At 66.1% G+C, this 15,936-nt stretch carries 18 protein-coding genes; 11 read left to right on the top strand and 7 right to left on the bottom strand.

Features of this window, described 5'->3' with window-relative positions; all coding sequences use genetic code 11:
- The first annotated feature begins 21 nt into the window (after positions 1 to 21).
- Complete coding sequence (locus OHB26_RS30300) at positions 22 to 390, top strand: DUF4913 domain-containing protein (protein ID WP_330180669.1); 369 nt, start codon at positions 22 to 24, stop codon at positions 388 to 390.
- A 75-nt stretch (positions 391 to 465) separates the two neighbouring features.
- Positions 466 to 1,779, top strand: coding sequence for a cytochrome P450 (locus OHB26_RS30295; protein WP_330180668.1), 1,314 nt, complete (start codon positions 466 to 468; stop codon positions 1,777 to 1,779).
- An 11-nt stretch (positions 1,780 to 1,790) separates the two neighbouring features.
- Here the strand turns inward: OHB26_RS30295 and OHB26_RS30290 are convergent, their stop codons facing one another.
- Positions 1,791 to 2,219 (bottom strand): MerR family transcriptional regulator, encoded by a 429-nt coding sequence (locus OHB26_RS30290; RefSeq protein ID WP_330180667.1) that lies wholly within the window; start codon positions 2,217 to 2,219, stop codon positions 1,791 to 1,793.
- Between the two features lie 99 nt (positions 2,220 to 2,318).
- Here OHB26_RS30290 and OHB26_RS30285 point away from each other — a divergent pair, with 99 nt between their 5' ends.
- Complete coding sequence (locus OHB26_RS30285; RefSeq protein WP_330180666.1) at positions 2,319 to 3,260, top strand: MBL fold metallo-hydrolase; 942 nt, start codon at positions 2,319 to 2,321, stop codon at positions 3,258 to 3,260.
- Here the strand turns inward: OHB26_RS30285 and OHB26_RS30280 are convergent.
- Complete coding sequence (locus tag OHB26_RS30280) at positions 3,244 to 3,837, bottom strand: DUF4232 domain-containing protein (protein WP_330180665.1); 594 nt, start codon at positions 3,835 to 3,837, stop codon at positions 3,244 to 3,246. The genes OHB26_RS30285 and OHB26_RS30280 overlap by 17 nt on opposite strands.
- Positions 3,838 to 3,969: 132 nt before the next feature.
- Here OHB26_RS30280 and OHB26_RS30275 point away from each other — a divergent pair, with 132 nt between their 5' ends.
- Both OHB26_RS30275 and OHB26_RS30270 read left to right on the top strand, forming a co-directional pair.
- Positions 3,970 to 4,578, top strand: a complete 609-nt coding sequence (locus OHB26_RS30275; RefSeq protein ID WP_330180664.1) for a GNAT family N-acetyltransferase — start codon at positions 3,970 to 3,972, stop codon at positions 4,576 to 4,578.
- A 92-nt stretch (positions 4,579 to 4,670) separates the two neighbouring features.
- Positions 4,671 to 4,949 (top strand): YggT family protein, encoded by a 279-nt coding sequence (locus tag OHB26_RS30270; RefSeq protein WP_330180663.1) that lies wholly within the window; start codon positions 4,671 to 4,673, stop codon positions 4,947 to 4,949.
- Between the two features lie 48 nt (positions 4,950 to 4,997).
- Here OHB26_RS30270 and OHB26_RS30265 read toward each other — a convergent pair whose 3' ends face one another.
- Entirely contained in the window at positions 4,998 to 5,852 is an 855-nt protein-coding gene (locus OHB26_RS30265; RefSeq protein ID WP_442942748.1) for an NmrA family transcriptional regulator, read from the bottom strand.
- A 104-nt stretch (positions 5,853 to 5,956) separates the two neighbouring features.
- On the opposite strand from OHB26_RS30265, the gene OHB26_RS30260 reads away from it, so the two are divergent.
- Complete coding sequence (locus tag OHB26_RS30260; RefSeq protein WP_330180661.1) at positions 5,957 to 6,856, top strand: LysR family transcriptional regulator; 900 nt, start codon at positions 5,957 to 5,959, stop codon at positions 6,854 to 6,856.
- Between the two features lie 64 nt (positions 6,857 to 6,920).
- On the opposite strand, the gene OHB26_RS30255 is transcribed toward OHB26_RS30260, so the two are convergent.
- Both OHB26_RS30255 and OHB26_RS30250 read right to left on the bottom strand, forming a co-directional pair.
- Positions 6,921 to 7,718 (bottom strand): SAM-dependent methyltransferase, encoded by a 798-nt coding sequence (locus tag OHB26_RS30255; RefSeq protein ID WP_330180660.1) that lies wholly within the window; start codon positions 7,716 to 7,718, stop codon positions 6,921 to 6,923.
- Between the two features lie 232 nt (positions 7,719 to 7,950).
- The gene (locus OHB26_RS30250) at positions 7,951 to 8,892 is read right to left on the bottom strand and encodes a hypothetical protein (RefSeq protein ID WP_330180659.1); all 942 of its coding nucleotides are present in this window, start codon (positions 8,890 to 8,892) and stop codon (positions 7,951 to 7,953) included.
- Between the two features lie 505 nt (positions 8,893 to 9,397).
- Here OHB26_RS30250 and OHB26_RS30245 point away from each other — a divergent pair.
- Positions 9,398 to 10,246, top strand: coding sequence for a hypothetical protein (locus OHB26_RS30245; protein WP_330180658.1), 849 nt, complete (start codon positions 9,398 to 9,400; stop codon positions 10,244 to 10,246).
- Between the two features lie 86 nt (positions 10,247 to 10,332).
- Here the strand turns inward: OHB26_RS30245 and OHB26_RS30240 are convergent, their stop codons facing one another.
- Complete coding sequence (locus OHB26_RS30240) at positions 10,333 to 11,325, bottom strand: DUF1353 domain-containing protein (protein WP_330180657.1); 993 nt, start codon at positions 11,323 to 11,325, stop codon at positions 10,333 to 10,335.
- Positions 11,326 to 11,472: 147 nt separating this feature from the next.
- Between OHB26_RS30240 and OHB26_RS30235 the strand changes: the two genes are divergently transcribed.
- The 4 genes from OHB26_RS30235 (at position 11,473) to OHB26_RS30220 (ending at position 14,638) form a co-directional block, all read left to right on the top strand.
- Positions 11,473 to 13,215 carry an N-acyl-D-amino-acid deacylase family protein gene (locus OHB26_RS30235; RefSeq protein WP_330180656.1) on the top strand — a complete coding sequence of 581 codons (1,743 nt, stop codon included), beginning with the start codon at positions 11,473 to 11,475 and terminating at the stop codon, positions 13,213 to 13,215.
- Positions 13,212 to 13,856 (top strand): TetR/AcrR family transcriptional regulator, encoded by a 645-nt coding sequence (locus OHB26_RS30230; protein WP_330180655.1) that lies wholly within the window; start codon positions 13,212 to 13,214, stop codon positions 13,854 to 13,856. The genes OHB26_RS30235 and OHB26_RS30230 overlap by 4 nt, the downstream gene beginning before the upstream one ends.
- A complete protein-coding gene (locus OHB26_RS30225; protein ID WP_330180654.1) occupies positions 13,849 to 14,202 on the top strand; it encodes a hypothetical protein in 354 nt (117 codons plus the stop codon). Before OHB26_RS30230 ends, OHB26_RS30225 begins: the two co-directional genes overlap by 8 nt.
- A gap of 79 nt (positions 14,203 to 14,281) precedes the next feature.
- Positions 14,282 to 14,638: a VOC family protein gene (locus OHB26_RS30220; RefSeq protein WP_330180653.1), complete on the top strand. Its 357-nt coding sequence runs from the start codon at positions 14,282 to 14,284 to the stop codon at positions 14,636 to 14,638.
- Between the two features lie 62 nt (positions 14,639 to 14,700).
- Here the strand turns inward: OHB26_RS30220 and OHB26_RS30215 are convergent, their stop codons facing one another.
- The gene (locus OHB26_RS30215; protein ID WP_330180652.1) at positions 14,701 to 15,930 is read right to left on the bottom strand and encodes a serine hydrolase; all 1,230 of its coding nucleotides are present in this window, start codon (positions 15,928 to 15,930) and stop codon (positions 14,701 to 14,703) included.
- Between the last annotated feature and the right edge of the window lie 6 nt (positions 15,931 to 15,936).

Below are 15,936 nucleotides of genomic sequence, written 5' to 3'. Positions count from 1 at the left end.
CCCTCATTGTTCAATAGAGGAATGACTGACGGAGGGGCGCAGACTTATGTCTACGTATCAGCGGTGGAGTTCGTGGAGAACTATCTCAGCCTGGTGTACCGGCGCGATGTCACCGAAAATCGGACGCGGGTCTGGTGCCGGGACTGGTGGATGCATGCCGAAGCCATAGCACGCCTCGATGCCATCTGGCGCGCCTGGGAGCATCTGCGCAGAGACAGCCACACCGGGTTGAGCGTGTGGTTCCTCGATCACGCCGACCCGCATATGCGCGAATTATTCGACCCGGAGGGCCCATTCAAGTTCTGCTCACCGGTGACCGGGCATTCGAACCAGCTCACGCCGCTACCGTTGAAGTCTCCGCCGAAGGACATCTTCGGCTCTGCCGACTAGGCGCTGAGCGTTCTAGGCTGTAATGAGCGTCTCCGGCGGTCGCGACGGAGCGGCCCGGGTGAAGGGATCAGCATTGTGAGCACCGCGTATCCATCGGGCCCCCGGTTGCCGAGCATTGTTCAGACACTGCTGTACGCGAAGTGGCGGGGAGCGCTGTTGCAGTACGCGGCTCGCAGGTACGGCGATGTTTTCACACTGCGCCTGATCCCGCCGTACTCGGAGCACGTGGTGGTGTTCTCACGGCCCGACCACATTCGGGAGATCTTCGCCGCGGATCCGGCGGATCTGCATGCGGGCGAAGGCAATCGGCTGCTGGTGCACATAATGGGTGAGCATTCACTGCTGCTCACCGATGAGGCCGAGCACGCACGGGCACGACGATTGCTGATGCCAGCTTTCTCGGGATCGTCACTGCGGGGTTATCGCACACTGGTCGAGGCCATCGCCAAGACGCATGTCGATCGCTGGGCCAGCGGGTCGACGGTGCACACCCTGGACCGGATGAACGATCTCACCCTCGACGTCATCATGCAGGTGGTGTTCGGCATGGCCGATGAACACCGGCGCGGTGAACTCGCACCGCGGCTGCGCCGGATCGTGAATATCAATCCGATCATCTTCTTCGGCTGGAAGTATCCGTGGCTGGATCGGCGCGGGCCGTGGAAGCGCTTCAGCGACAACCAGAATGCCATGAACGAGCTGCTGTACAGGGAGATCGCCCAGCGTCGCGCGCACCCCGATCTCGACCAGCGGGCCGACGTACTGTCCCGGCTGCTCGCGGTCGGCTCCGGTGAAAACCCCTCCGACACACCGCTCTCCGACGCGGAACTGCGCGATCAGCTGATCACGCTACTGCTCGCCGGGCATGAGACCACCGCCTCGGCGCTGTCCTGGGCCTGTCATGAACTCGCCGTGCATCCGCAGGTGCAGGAGTCCGCCCGCAGCGCGGCCCACGACGGCGATGACAAATACCTGGAGGCGGTGCTCAAGGAATCCATGCGCCGCCGCACCGTCATCGCCGCCACCGGCCGCAGACTCACCCGCGATATGACCATCGGCGGGCAGTCGCTCCCGCGCGGTACGGTCGTCTCTACCTCGATCCTGTTGGCGCACAGCCGCTCCGACAGCTTCCCGGACGGCACCGACTTCCGCCCGGAGCGCTTCCTGGACGGATCGGTCGGCCCCAACACCTGGCTACCGTTCGGCGGCGGCGTGCGCCGCTGCATCGGTGCGGGCTTCTCTCTCATGGAGGGCACCGCGGTCCTGCGCGAAATCCTCACCCGCTACCGGCTGTCGCTACCCGCCGGAGTCACCGGCGAGAGCTCACGAATCCGGAACATCACCCACGTCCCCGCGCACGGGGCACCGGTCCAGGTCACCCTGCTCTGACGTGCTCGCCATTAGCCGGAAGCACGCCCGGATAGTGGGCTGTGGCGGAATCCTCGCTCGGCTCTGGTGAATTCGGAGCAGTCGGGGCACTCCGCGATGATCGGGTGGCTGCACTCGGTCAGATGCTCGAGGAAGCGATCGGTGGTTCGGAGCAATTCGAGCTGCCGCTCGATATCGGCGCGCTTGTCGTTGATCAGACCCCGCCGGTCATCGCAGGAGCTGAGGCCGAGTTGGCGGATCTGGTCCAGCGACAGGCCCGCTCGTTGCAGGAGCCGGATGATGCGCGCTACGTCGAGGGTGTTGGGGTCGTAGCTGCGATGGCCGGAGGGGCTCCGGGGTGGGTTGAGCAGGCCCACCGATTCCCAGTGCCGCAGCACGTGCGCCTCGATGCCGAGTGCGGCCGCGGCATCGCCGATCCGCATATCCTGCGCGGTGGTCACAATTCGCCTCTTTACTTCATGTCGACGTGAAGTTTTAGCCTTCCAGCACTCCCGGCAACCGTCCAGGTTTCCGGGCACCGTGAACGGAGAGTGCAACCGATGTCGAACCCAGTACGTTCCCCGAGCCTGGCCCAATGCTGCGCCGCGGCAACCGGTCTGGTGCTTGGTATGGTGCGCCCGCGCCCGGTCGACGAGCGTTTTCTGCGCTCGATCACCGATGCGGGCCTACCCGATCCGAGCCGCACCGTGCGGGTGACCGCACTCGAGCAGGCGCCGCGCTCGGTGCCGACGGCCATGGTGGTCGAGGGCACCTTCCAACCGCGTCGCATTGTCAATTCGCTGACCACCTTCGTGGTTCAGCACCCGGAGGCGACCTTCCTGGTCGACCCGAGCGTCTGCCTCGATGCCGAACATCGCGCGATTGCCCAACTGCCCGCCGCCCTGCGCGGGGTGGTCCGGCCGCCCGCGGAGACCCTGGCGACCATTACCGCGCTGGGATTGCGGCCCGATCTGCCCGCACCCGATTTCGCCCTGCCCACCCATGCGCACTGGGATCACGTGTGCGGATTGCTGGACCTGCCCGGCCTGCCCATCCACCTGCATCGCCCCGAACATCAATGGATCAGCGCGGGGACGGTCGCACCCGTCGGCGGCGTCCGTGATTCGCTGATCGACCGCCCGATGGTCGAGTTCGAACTCGACGGCCCGCCCGTCCTGACCTTCACCCGCAGCCGAGACCTGTTCGGGGACGGCAGCATTGTGCTGGTGGACCTGGCGGGCCACACGCCCGGCAGTATCGGCATCCTCGCCCACACCGAGCGGGGCTGGGTACTGCTGGCGGGCGATGCGGCCTGGCATGAACTGCAGGTGGAGAAGATTCGCCAGCGGTCCGCCTTCCCGGGCAACTTCGTCGATGAGAACCGCGACGAAGCGTTCAAGACCCTGCATCGACTACACCTGGCGCGCAATTTCGCCACCGTTGTTCCCACCCATGACCACGATGCGACCCGGCGGTTGAACCTGGCTACTGCAGCGCGGTGACCGGGTGAATCTGTAGGTGGCAGGAGTCGATTCGGGCGCTCACGGTCACCGTGTCGGTGGTGTTCGGCGCGGTGACCCGGAGATCGGTGTAGGTGGAACACTGATTGCCATCGGAATCGAAGGCCACCCCCTCGACGATCGCCTGCGCACCGTGCGTGTTGTCCAGCAGGACGGTCGGCGGGGTGTCATCGCCCGAGGGGAGGCCGCCCATATATCCGCGCAGGGTGCGTTCGGCATGCAGAAGTGGACCGCCCGAGCCGGTGTCCACGCCGGGATATCCGTTCAAGGTGCAGGACTGGCTGTCCCGTGCGATCGAGAAGTTCAGGCGAACACCACGATGGCCCATTCCCGGAGACATGATGATCGCGTCCACCACCACCTGGCCACTACCGCATGCCGCGGGCACATTCGAGGCGAGTGAGGTCGGCGGGGGCAGGTTACCGGTCCGGGCGTCGGTGGTCGCGGGGACCGCGCCCTGCGTCGGAGTAGCGGCGCTTGCGGTTGTGGTCGGCTGCCCGGAGCCATTCGAATCGCTCGCGCATCCGGTCACCCCCAGCAGTGCGCAAAGGACCGCCATCCCCGCGTATCGTGCTGTCCTGGAACCCATTTCCGCCACTTCCCTCGCGTGTATTCGACGCTACTCGCATCGTCGGCCGGTGTGCACCCGGTCTTGCGGGCACGAACCGGACACCGCCAGTACGGTGAAGAAATGGAGATCACCGTCCGGCAGGCGCAACGCTCGGATATCCCGACGCTGGGGCGGGTACTCGGACTCGCCTTCGCCGACGATCCGATCGTCACGTGGCTGCTCCCCGACGCGGCATCACGGGCTCGACGTGCCGCCACCATGTTCACGACCGTGGCCCGGCACAACTACTTCGAGCACGGCGGTATCGATGTGGCCGTGGACGACTCCGGCGATCTGGTCGGAGTTGCCATGTGGGCACCACCGGGCCATTCGAGCGAGCACACCAACCTGCGCGCCCTGTCCGGATTGATTCGCGCCTTCCGCGGCCGCCTCTTTGCCGCCGGTCGGATGGCCGAGAAGATGGCGGCCGAACATCCACACGATCCGCCGCACTGGTACCTGGCCTCCATCGGCACACTGCCCGCCACGCGCGGCAAGGGGTATGGCAAGGCACTGCTCTCGGCACGACTGGACCGCTGCGATGCCGAGGGCCTTCCGGCCTACCTGGAGTCCAGCAAGCCCGAGAACGTTCCGTACTACGAGCGATTCGGCTTCGAGGTGACCGCCGAACTCGACGCCACCGAGGGCGGGCCGCTGATGTGGAAGATGTGGCGCGAGCCCCGCTCCTGACACGCCGTCCACTCAACCGGGCGGTATCCGAAATAGGGCGCTACGATCGGCCACGTCGGCCGACCGTAGCGGCCACTACTGAGGAGTTGGTCATGGGTCTGATCGCCGGTGTACTCGGTTGGCTGCTGACGGCATTCATCCTGCTGCTGCTCGCCCGCATGGTGCTGGACTGGATGGCGGTCGCGGGCAACCTGCCCGACTGGGGCTTGAAGGCCCGCGGCTTCGCCCACAAGTGGACCGAACCGGTGATCGCGCCCGTGCGCCGGGTGCTGCCGCCGCTGCGCGCCGGCGGACTCGCCATCGATCTGGCGTTCACGATCGTGTTCATCCTCGCGCTGGTACTGCGGTCGGTGGCATTCGGGCTGGCGTAGCGTCCGGAAACCGCGCGTCCCCGGACGCACGATGTCAGTGGACCACCCTCACACGGTGTCCGGTCGCCATACGCCGGTGGCCGCCGCCGCTCGTGCGAAGTCGCCGAAATCGCGTGGGGCGGAACCGGTTGCCTGACGCACGCCGTCGGCCGGTTGGGCATTGCGGCCGTCGAGCACCGTGGTGAACAGGTAGATCAGCAAGTCGACCAGTGCATCGGGTGCACCGTCCGCCCGCAGCGCGGCGGCGTAATCCTCCGGCGAGACCTCCACGTACTCGATGAATCGTCCGGTGGCCTCGGCGATTTCGGCCACCGCCTCGGCGAAGGTGAGCAGCCGCGGCCCCGTCACCTCGTAGATCTTGCCGGCATGCCCGTCCTCGGTGAGCGCGGCCACCGCCGCATCGGCGATATCGTCGATATCGATGAACGGTTCGGGTACCGCGCCGACCGGTAGCACCAGTCGCCCCTCCCGAATCGGTTGCGCGAATTGGCCTTCGGTGAAGTTCTGCGCGAAGAAGCTGGCGCGCACCACCGTCAGCTCCGGTCCGGCCTCGGCGAGCAGCTTCTCCGCCGACTGTGCCTCGTCCGCACCGCGACCCGACAGCAATACCAGGCGCCGCACCCCCGCGGCGGCGGCCATCTCACCGAACGCGCGCACCGCCTGTGGGGCCCCGGGCACCGCGAGATCGGGCTGGAAACTCACGTAGGCGGCGCGCACATCCAGCAGTGCCGGCGCCCAGCTGGCGGGATTCTCCCAGTCGAAAGGCGGTGTCGCGGTGCGTGATCCGATCCGCACCGGCACCCCGAGCGCCCGCAACCGGTCCGCCACGCGACGACCGGTCTTGCCGTTACCGCCGAGCACCAGGACAGTGGATTTGTCATACACAGAATTTCCTCGTTTCATGTGGACATCCGACTGATTCGAGGATCAGCGCTGTGCGGGACGGGAACAACGACGTATCCGGCAATGGTTGTGTCATTACGCTCAACGATGGACAGGGAGGCCGCGTGGAACGGTATGAGATCGAGGCATTCCTCGCGGTGGCCGAGGAGCTGCATTTCGGGCATGCCGCCGAACGACTGCGCGTATCGACCGGGCGTATCAGCCAATCCATCAAGGGACTCGAACGGCACTTCGGCGCACCACTTTTCGAGCGCACCAGCCGGAGGGTGGCGCTCACTCCGATCGGGCGGCAGCTCTACGACGATCTGGTACCGGGTCTGCGGCAGGTGCGGGCGGCAGTGGATCGCGCGACCGCGGCCGCGCGCGGCACCGACGGGAAGATCGATGTCGGATTCGTCGGAGCCGCTGCGGGACAACTGATTCTGGAGGCCACCGAGGTGTTCCGGTCCGAACATCCCGGCGCGGAGGTGCGCTTTCGGGAAGTGCAGATCAGCGAGGGGCTGGAGGGCTGGCGCAGCAATGCCTATGACATGGTGCTGATCAGCCGCCCCATCGATGAGCCCGATCTCGTCACCGGGCCGACGCTGATCAGCGAGGAGCGCATGCTGGCGCTCCCGCGCAGTCATCCGCTGGCCGCGAAATCCACTGTCTCCCTGGAGGATTTAGCACAGGTCACCCTGCTGCGCATGCCGTCCTCGGTGCCGCAGTCGGTGCTCTCGGATCGCATTCCGGACTTCACTCCGCGGGGTCTTCCGATCCGGCACGGTCCGGTCGCGCATACCTTCCAGGAGATGCTCGCGCTGATCGGTGCGGGCCGCGGCGCGTTCGTGGTGGGTGATCAGGTGACCCGCTTCTACCTGCGACCTGATGTCAGCTATCTGCCGATCCGGGACGCGCCACCGGTCGAATGGGGTTTCGTCTGGCGGGTCGCGCGCGAGACCGCACGCGTGCGCGCCTTCAACGAGGCTGCGCTACAGGTGAGCGAGAGCCGTCGAAACAGGTGATCCGGTGCGTTGAGGTCAACGCACCGGATCACCTGAATGCCTTATGCCACTGGGCGATAGCGCGTCAGGGCTTACGCGCCAGACCGGCGACGATCATCTGTTCCCAGTCGCTGAGCGTATGCTCGCCCTCGCCGGGCTGCGGCCGCCACTGCGCGCAGGGGACGATGCCCGGGTCCAGGATTTCGAGATCGCCGTAGAAGGCGCGGATCTCGGTGTCGGTGCGCCAGCGGCCGCGGCCGAACGCCTCCAGGATCTTGCGTTCGGTGGCTTTGGCCTCGCGGGTGCCGCCGGTGCGGAAATGCGAGATATAGACCTGGCTTCCGGACGGAACCTGATCGGTCCAGAACTTCACCACACCCGCCGGATCCTCATCGTCCTCGAGGAAACTCAGTGTGACGGCGAAGAGCAGACCCACCGGCCGGTCGAAATCGATGATCCGTTCCACCGCCGGATGTTCGCGAATCCATGCCGTCTTGCCGACATCGCCCTCGATCGCGTCGACATCGTCGTCGACGGCGAGCAGCGCGCGCCCGTGCGCGACCACGAACGGGTCATTGTCCACGTAGACGACCTTGGCATCGGGATGCACGCGGCGCGCGACGTCGTGGACGTTCTCGGTGGCGGGCAAGCCGCAACCCATATCGATGAATTGGGTAATGCCATCGGTGGCCATGCCGTGCACAGCGCGGAGGACGGCTTCGCGGTTCGTGATGGCGAGTTGCTCGGAACCGGCCAGATCACTCATGAAGTAGTCGCCGACATTTTTGTCGACGCCGTAGTTGTCTCGTCCACCGAGAACGTAGCTGTACACGCGCGCCACACTCGGCCGGGATTGCCGTGCTCGCATGGCGTTGATATTCAAGTGACACCCCTTTACCTTCCGTGCCCCCCGGCGGTTGCCGGTGCACGGGTAGTCCTGTCGGCCAGAACCTTTGATTGAAGATCATTGCAGATCGGGTCCGCGCGGAGCTCTCTTTTCCCTCTGACGATACCGCCGGACGCCCTCTTAAATCTCCGGCATTGCTGCACGTTCCGATGTCATTTCACATGTGCAGTACGCACGTGCGTGCATCGAAACGTGACGAACCGGACGGTCATTCGCCAACTGTGCTTTTTCCGGCCACCGAACGGCGTGCGGCCACAAGGGCATCCAGTTGCTGCTCGGCACGCTCGGCACGCGCGAGGATCTGCTGCCGGGCATCATCGAGCGCGGCGATTCGGGCAGCAGCCTCCTTGCGGGCGTGGTCCAGAGTGGCAGCGGCCTCCGTGCGCAGTGCGGACAGATCGGCCGCTGCGGTTTGCCGGGCGGTCGCGGCCTCGGTGCGGGAGCGCTCCAAATCCGTGCGGACCCGTCCCAGTTCGTCTCGCGTATCTGCGACCGCCTGATTGCGTTCGGCAACAGCCTGTTCCGCGCGTTCGATGGCGCGTTCGGCATCGGCGGCCCGCTGCACCGCCAGATCCCGCTCGGCCGCGGCGGCGGTCACCCGCTGTGCGCTGTCCCGCCGTACCTGCTCCACCTCGGCGACGGTCTTGGAGCGCGCGAGCTCGATCTCCTCGGTGGCCTGCTGCCTCGCCCGCTCCACATCCTCCTGGGCCTCGCGCCGGATCGTGCGAATCTCCGCCTCGGCTTCGGTGCGGGCGGCGAAGACATCATCGGCGGCCTGCTTGGTGATTCGCTCCACCTCACGCAGGGCGTCATCGCGAGAACTCGCGGCCTCGGCGATCCGCGCCTCGGCCTGCTCGGCCGCGGCCGCGGCATCCTCGGCCGCGGATTCGGCGGCCTCCCTGGACTCTTCGGCCTCCCGGCGGGCCCGCTCCGCCGCCACGGCCGCCATCTCGGCCTCGGCGATCCGCCGTGCCGCATCGGCCTGTACGGCCTGCACCTGGGCTTCGGCGACGGAAGGATCTGCCAGCGTGGACAATTCGGCCACCGCGCCCGCGAGGGTGTTCCCCAGTTGATCGGCGAGCGCTCGAAACTGAATCAGCAACTCATCGGCGCGCATTCGAGCCACGGTCACCGGGCCCTGTTGCGTCACAGTGACGTTCGTGGCCGGTGTCTCGACCTCCTCCTGTAGCCGTCGCTGCCGTTCCCGCCACGCCCTCCAGCGCGTGTGATCCGGATGCCCACAGTATTCCGACGGCCTGCCCGGTCCCCCGCCTCGAGTAATCGGTTTGGTGCATCCCGGGTAGTTGCAAACGCTCGACATCGTCAAATCGTAGCGTTGGTTTCGTCATTTCCAACGGAACAACACGAAACGAATCGTTTTGCGCCCCAAACGATCCGCCGCCGTGCTGACCCCCGATAAGTGAACGTTATCGGCGGTCAGCCTCGACGATTCCCCCGCTCAACCTTGATTTTGAATACGTTTCGTTTGGTCGCACCCAACGCAACGCAACTGCTACGTATCTCCCCAAAAACTGTGCACCCCTGTACATCCGTCCCACTTCGCACCGTTAGTGCTTCGTTGGTCGATGCAGAGTCACGCGGCCGACGATGGGTCCAGATCCGAAAACCACCCAGCAGAAACGTGAGAGAAGATCATGACCACTGCCCCCAAGCCCGCGCTGAAACGTGCCGTAATGGTCGCTTCGGCGTTCGCACTCGCCGCCGGTGCGATCCAGCTCGGCACGGCTCCGGCGTACGCCGTGGCGGGTCCGACAACCAAGTTCGAATGCCGCGATGTGCAGACCCCCGGCAACCTCTTCCCCGGTGACGAGGTCGCCTGCACGCTCAATGTGAGCACCATCGGAAACGACTCGTTCACCAATGTCGTTGCCGAGGTGACCATTCCGAGCGGTACGGTCTACCAGAGCGGCGGCACTCGGCAGGGTGCGGACAAGGTCGTGTTCAACCTGGGCGAGGTCACCAAGGCCAATGCCGGATCGGCCACCCTCACCGTCATGGTCAACGGCCAGACTCCCGCGAATACCGCCATCTCCAGCCAGGCCGTCGTGAAGGGCTTCGCACCGAACGGCGCGTTCGACACAACGGCGGCGTCCAATACCCTCACCACCACGACCGCCGGTACCGGTCAGGCCGCGAAGATGACCGCCAAGCAGGACCGGGCCTCGGTGAATACCTTCGGCCGGGCCGAGACCCCCATCACCGATCTGGTCGACGCACCGGCCGGGGTGTCCCCCAAGATCGTTCAGGTCACCAGCGCCGAACCCAAGAAGGGCTACGCCGGGTTCTCGATCATCGACAACGGACTGAAGATCGCCTGGACCGCACTGTGCACCGCGACCGCCCAGGAGAAGACCGAATCCTTCACCGTGAAGATCGCGGCCAATGGTCAGGCGCCCGTCGAGGCGAAGATCACCGTCCTGCTCGGCGACAACGTGGCCAACCAGGGGCTCGTCCCGCCCGCCAACTGCGCCCAGAAGCCCTGACGCTCAACCGAACCGCGCACGCGGACCTCGAAATACAGCGGTCGGTGCGGCTCCTCGAAGCCGCACCGACCGCTCGTTCGGGCGGGTCAAGCGAACCACCAGGACGCGATGAAGACGCCGAATGCGGCGACCACGCCGACGATGGCAAGTGCCTCGGCCAGCCACGGGTGCCAGGAATGCAGTTTCTCGACTCCGACATACAGCCAGCCGACCAGGACGATCGGCAGCACCGCCGGGATGATGACGGCGATCAGCGGGCCGACAATCCATCCGGCGATCCGGAACTTGCCCCAGGTGAGGCCGAGTAGCAGGGGGATGACGAGGGCACCCGAGAGGCCGCCGACCAGCGCGGTCAGGGGCCGGTCCCCCATCCATGGCAGGCTCGGAACTCCAGGGGTGTCGAAGAGGTCGAGGGTTCCCCAGATACCGAGTACGACGATCAGTCCCAGGGTGCCCCAGAGTGCGATTCGGTAGTGCCACTTCTGGATTGAGGTCCAGTCGACCTGCCTAGCCTCATGCATGGTGGCGACCGTGACGGCGGACCACACCAGCCAGCGGCGAATGAGACCGGTGCCGGTCTTGGCCATGGCGTCACGGAATATGCGGTCGGCTTCGTCGCGGTGGATCACCCGTTCGGCGATGTAGCTGGCGGGTTCGTCCTTGTTCAGGACCAGGCCGTCGTGCAGGATCGCCGCGGGCAGGTGCGCGCCGGTCTTGGGAACCAGCCAGGTGAGGAAGGACGGCACCGAGGTGAGGTCGGTGGTCCAGTGTTCGAGGTCTGCGGGGACCTGGATGGTGCCGACGCCTATGCCGGGTGCGTCGTCCACATAACCGATGCGGTGCAGCAGACGGAATTCCTCACGGCCGCTTGCGGTGTCGTAGAGACGCGCCAGGGAGATGGTGAGGTCGGGCAGCGGCGGCACGGGAGGGGCGGGAGCCTCGGGTGGTGGCGCTGGTGCGGGCTGCGGCTCGGTATTGACCACCACCGCCGCGGGCGAGATCGCATCGGCGGCCACCTCGGCCGGTGCGTGGCCCGCGTCGTAGAAGGATCCGCCGGGCTGCTCAACACTGAGCTTCATCACCACAGAATGACAGGAACATGCAGTACAGGAGGCATTCCATGCGGTGACGATGCGATCACGTCGGCGCGCCGCCGACGAAAAGCGGACAAACACTTCGTGCAAGTGCCCATTGACTCTTAGTGACCGATCGGTTGCAATCTTCTGGTGAGCTACGACACGATCATCAAAGGCGGCCGCTGGTTCGACGGCACCGGCGCGCCCTCCGCTATCCGTCATCTCGGTCTTCGCGGCGATCGCGTCGTGAGCGTCTCGGCGGACCCGCTCGACGAATCGGACTGCCCGAATGTCATCGATGCCACCGGCAAGTGGGTGACGCCGGGCATGGTCGACATCCATACCCACTACGACGTCGAAGTGCTGAAAGCGCCCGCGCTGACCGAATCCGTCCGGCACGGAATCACCACCGTGCTGCTGGGTTCATGCTCGCTCTCCACCGTGCACGTGACGCCGACCGATGCCGGTGACCTGTTCGGTCGCGTCGAGGCGATTCCCCGCAAGCATGTGATCGAGGCCGTCCAGGACCAGCGGTGGAGCTCGGCGCACGAGTACGTCACCTCCCTGGAGCGGCTGCCACTCGGCCCCAATATCGCTGCGATGCTGGGACATTCGGATGTCCGCACCGCGCTGATGGGTTTGGATCGCGCCACCCGGAAACAGGTCCGCCCCACCGCCGCCGAACAATCCGCCATGGAGGCGGCGCTGCACGAGGCCCTGGACGCGGGCTTCGTCGGTATGTCGGCACAGCAGTTGCTGTTCGACAAGCTCGACGGTGATGTGTGCCGGTCACGCACCCTGCCCTCGACCTATGCCAAGGCCCGCGAACGCCGCCGCCTCAATGCGATTCTGCGGCAACGCGATCGCGTGCTGCAGGCCGGACCGGACGTGACCTCCCCACGCAGTATCGCCGCCATGACCTTCAGCAGTGTCGGACTGTTCCGGCGTCGGCTCAAGACCACCCTGCTCTCGGCCGCGGATCTCAAGGCCAATCCGTTCCTGGTCTACATCATGGGCCCGCTCGCCCGGGTGGTGAACGCGCTCGGCGGGGATTTCCGCTGGCAGCATCTGCCCGTTCCGTTCGAGGTGTACGCCGACGGTATCGACCTGGTCATCTTCGAGGAGTTCGGCTCCGGCGCGGCCGCACTGCACCTGGCCGATCAGGTGCAGCGAAATACCCTGCTGCAGGACGAGTCCTATCGCCGCAGGTTCCGCAAGGAGTACGACGCGAAGTTCGGCATGCGCGTCTGGCATCGCGATTTCTTCGATGCCGAGATCGTCGACTGCCCGGACGACAGTGTCATCGGTAAGACCTTCGGCCGGGTGGGTGAGGAGCGCGGTGGCGTACATCCGGTCGATGCTTTCCTGGATCTGGTGGTCGCGCACGGCACCAAACTGCGCTGGCGCACCACCATCTCCAATCACCGGCCGCAATTCCTGGACAAGTTGAGCGCTGATCCCGGTGTGCAACTGGGCTTCTCCGATGCCGGCGCGCATCTGCGCAATATGGCCTTCTACAACTTCGGGCTGCGATTCCTGCGCCGGGTGCATCGCGCCGAAGAGGCCGGGCGGCCGTTCATGTCACTCGATCGCGCCGTGCACCGCATGACCGGTGAGATCGCGGACTGGTACGGCATCGACGCCGGGCGGCTGCGCGAGGGCGATCGGGCCGATCTGGTGATCATCGATCCCGAACACCTCGATGACGCTTTGGACGCCTACGCCGAGGCGGCCGTGCCCGAGTATGACAATCTCTCTCGTATGGTCAATCGTAATGACGGCGCGGTCGCGGCCGTCTTCGTAGGCGGCGAATTCGTCTTCGGTGACGGCGTCCCCGCTCCCGCCCTGGGCACCCGGCGAATCGGACGATTCCTGCGGGCCCGAGGCCGATGACGGCGGTCGCACCGAGGCGCACCCAGGCCGAGCGCAGCGCCGCCACCCGGTCCGCCCTCGTCGATGCCACCATCGAGGCGATTGCCGAGGTGGGTTATCACAATGCGTCGCTGGGTGAGATCAGCCGCCGCGCGGGCATCTCCAAGGGTGCGATCTTCCGGCACTTCGATTCCCGGACCGATCTCGTGGTGGCCGCCGCCGATGAGGTCCGGCATCGGCATATCCGCGCGGTACAGGTGCTGCGCCGACCCGAGAACAGTGATCGGCCAATCGATTTGGCCGACATCATGCTCCGGGTGCGCACCCAGGTCCGCGATCAGACCAATACGGTCTGGTTCGAACTGCTGGTGGCCGCGCGCACCGAACCGGAGTTGCGCGACCGGCTCGCGCCGGTGGCGCGCGGACTGCTCGATGAGGTCGAGGAGATGGCGGTGGCCGCGCTCTGCCCCGCCGTCACCCCCGAGACCGCGAAACTGCTCGCCACCTCGCTGATTCACATGTTCGACGGTGAGGCGATCTTCCGATCCACCTATCCGCGCCCCGAGTTGGAGGACTCCCGCATCTCCGCGGCGCGATACATTGCGCAGGAGTTTTTCGGTAGGGACAGTCAACCCACAGGGACGGAGTCCGGACGTGTCTGACGCAGAACCGGTCAGCTGGGATCACCTCAAATCTCGCCAGCCCAGCGCGGCGGATCGCAAAGCGCTGCAGCGGGAGCTGGTCGACCGCGCCGTCGCGGTGCGCAAGGAGAGCTGGGACGAGTATCGCGAGGTGTGGTCGAGCGGGGAGATCGCCGGGGTCGCGTATCTGCTCGATGATGCCGAGATGCTGGAGGAGCTCGGTGAGCAGGAGGGGTCCGTGCTCACCGTGTTCGCCGGGAACCTCTACGGATTCAATGGTGCGCGCAAGGATATTCAGGCCGGTCTGGTCGGCACGCAGGAGTGGTTCGCCGAGGCGCGCAAGCAATTGGAGTCTCGCCGAGACTGATCAGGAATCGAGAAGCTTTGGTTGCGGGGGCGAAACTAGCCTCATCTTGTAGGCGAAAACATCGACTTCAGGAGTGAACATGAGCGGCTCGACGACCAGGGGAATCAAGACCGTACTGCATCCCGTCACCGATCTCGAGAAGGCCAAGACGGTGTACACGGCGCTGCTCGGCGTCGAACCCTCCGCGGATTCGCCGTACTACGTCGGATACGAGGTGCAGGGCCAGCACATCGGCCTGGTACCGGGCGGTGCCGGACAGGGTATGACCGGACCGGTGGCCTACTGGGAGGTCCCCGATATCGAGGCCAAACTGGCCGAGGTGACCGCGGCCGGCGGGGTCGTGAACGAGCCCGTGCGCGAGGTCGGCGGCGGGCGGCGCGTGGCGACCGTGACCGATCCCGACGGCAATGTGCTTGGTGTGCTGCAGGATAGCTGAATCGGAGAGTCGAGGCCGCCCGCGTGGAGTCACGCGGGCGGCCGTCTTGTTCGTGCCGCCGTTCAGCCGTGGCGGGGTATCGCCGCGGAGATCTGGGCGACGAGTTTCCAGGGGCGGGAGGTATCGGCTACCGCCTTGCCGCTGGTGAGGATTGCGCCGGAGAGGCCGCGGGCTTGATCGGACCAGCCGTACTGGGTGGTCAAACCGCTTCGGCCGAAATGGGTTTCGGTGTGGCGGCCGAATTTGGAACGGGATGCGCCGAGTTCGTAGCCGGCCACCGAGACCCGTCCGGCCGCGCCGGGGATGCGGGTTGCGGGGGCGGTGGCCATGCGCAGGGTGTCGGGACGCATGATCCGGACGCCGTCCAATTCGCCTCCGCGCGTGAGGATCTCGTAGAACCTGGAGAGTTCGTACGCGGTGGTGACGAGATTGCCCGAGGGGAGTTCGGCGGTGAGGAAGGCTCGGGTGTCGGATTCGGAGGTGGGACCGGAGAGGCCGCCGCCCAGGGCACGGCCCGCCAGATGTCGCCAGACTCGGGAGGGGCCGGGGCCGACCTTCACGCTCGGGACGACCTGATCGACATCCGCGGAGGCGACGCCGAAGTTGGTCCAGCGGAAGCCGAGTGGGTCCAGGACCTGTTCGCGCAGATGGTCGCGCATGGGCTTGCCCGTGGCGCGCCGCACCAGCAGTCGTTGGATCAATCCACTGGTGAGGGCGTGGTAGACGCGGAAACGTCCGGGTCGCCAGCTGGGTTTCAGATCGGCCAGACCGCGTACGGCCAACTCCTCGTCCAGCACCAGATCCGTGCCACGGTACGGCGGAGTGATGAACGGGACGCCCGCCGAATGCGAGAGCACATCGCCGATCGTGATCCGTTCCTTACCCATGGCGGCGAACTCCGGAATGTATTGGCTCACCGGATCATTCAGCGCGAACGCGCCCTGTTCGGCGAGCATGACCATGAGCGCCGCCGCGACGCCCTTGGCGGTGGAGAAGCCGCAGAAAGGCATATCCGGGGTGATCAGGCGTTTGGGCGTATCGGGTGCGTCGGTGGGGCCATTGCCCCAGCCGTGGCCGATCGCCCGGTTCAACAGGATCTTGCCGTCCCGGCGCAGACAGATCTGGATCGCGGGCGTGGTACCCAGGCGATACCAGTCGCGCACTGATTCCCAGACCGCTTCGACCGCGCGCGGGTCGACCCCGGCCTCGGCGGGGTCATCCTCCGGCCCCGCGGTCGTCACGCTCTCCAGCTTCGGGTCGATCGTCACCATGGATATCGCACCTGGGCTCATCCGATC

Source organism: Nocardia sp. NBC_01503 (genome assembly GCF_036327755.1).
Lineage (GTDB): Bacteria > Actinomycetota > Actinomycetes > Mycobacteriales > Mycobacteriaceae > Nocardia.
The sequence above is the reverse complement of the archived record's forward strand: the minus strand, read 5'-3'. Positions and strand labels throughout refer to the sequence as shown.

Coding starts and splice junctions, on each gene's coding strand:
- OHB26_RS30215 (WP_330180652.1), bottom strand. CDS start 15,930: ATGAGCCCAGGTGCGATATCCATGGTGACGATCGACCCGAAGCTGGAG.
- OHB26_RS30285 (WP_330180666.1), top strand. CDS start 2,319: ATGTCGAACCCAGTACGTTCCCCGAGCCTGGCCCAATGCTGCGCCGCG.
- OHB26_RS30280 (WP_330180665.1), bottom strand. CDS start 3,837: ATGGCGGTCCTTTGCGCACTGCTGGGGGTGACCGGATGCGCGAGCGAT.
- OHB26_RS30275 (WP_330180664.1), top strand. CDS start 3,970: ATGGAGATCACCGTCCGGCAGGCGCAACGCTCGGATATCCCGACGCTG.
- OHB26_RS30270 (WP_330180663.1), top strand. CDS start 4,671: ATGGGTCTGATCGCCGGTGTACTCGGTTGGCTGCTGACGGCATTCATC.
- OHB26_RS30245 (WP_330180658.1), top strand. CDS start 9,398: ATGACCACTGCCCCCAAGCCCGCGCTGAAACGTGCCGTAATGGTCGCT.
- OHB26_RS30300 (WP_330180669.1), top strand. CDS start 22: ATGACTGACGGAGGGGCGCAGACTTATGTCTACGTATCAGCGGTGGAG.
- OHB26_RS30265 (WP_442942748.1), bottom strand. CDS start 5,852: ATGAAACGAGGAAATTCTGTGTATGACAAATCCACTGTCCTGGTGCTC.
- OHB26_RS30240 (WP_330180657.1), bottom strand. CDS start 11,325: ATGAAGCTCAGTGTTGAGCAGCCCGGCGGATCCTTCTACGACGCGGGC.
- OHB26_RS30230 (WP_330180655.1), top strand. CDS start 13,212: ATGACGGCGGTCGCACCGAGGCGCACCCAGGCCGAGCGCAGCGCCGCC.
- OHB26_RS30220 (WP_330180653.1), top strand. CDS start 14,282: ATGAGCGGCTCGACGACCAGGGGAATCAAGACCGTACTGCATCCCGTC.